Here is a 426-nt window from a genome sequence, read left to right on the forward strand (position 1 = left end):
CGCGTGCTGATCCTCGGTGCTGGCGTGGCCGGTTTGCAGGCGATCGCTACGGCGAAACGCCTGGGGGCGGTGATCGAAGCGTCTGACGTGCGTCCGGCGGTAAAAGAGCAGATCGAATCCCTCGGCGCCAAGTTCGTCGACGTGCCCTACGAGACCGATGAAGAGCGTGAATGCGCCGTCGGTGTCGGCGGTTACGCCCGCCCGATGCCGGCCAGCTGGATGCAGCGCCAGGCCGCCGCCGTGCACGAACGCGCCAAGCAGGCTGACATCGTCATCACCACCGCGCTGATTCCCGGCCGCAAGGCACCGACACTGTTGAGCGCGCAAACCGTGGCCCAGATGAAGCCGGGGTCGGTGGTCATCGACCTCGCGGCGGCCCAGGGCGGCAACTGCCCGCTGACCGTGGCCGATCAGGTGGTCGTCGAA

Annotated in this window: 1 pseudogene; it reads left to right on the plus strand. The window is 67.8% G+C overall.

Annotation, left to right across the window (positions count from 1 at the left end):
• Positions 1-426: pseudogene (locus tag ACM6G4_RS20690) on the plus strand (NAD(P)(+) transhydrogenase (Re/Si-specific) subunit alpha); the annotation flags it as partial.

It is taken from the genome of Pseudomonas sp. IT-P258 (assembly GCF_949767825.1).
Taxonomy (GTDB): Bacteria; Pseudomonadota; Gammaproteobacteria; order Pseudomonadales; family Pseudomonadaceae; genus Aquipseudomonas; species Aquipseudomonas monachiensis.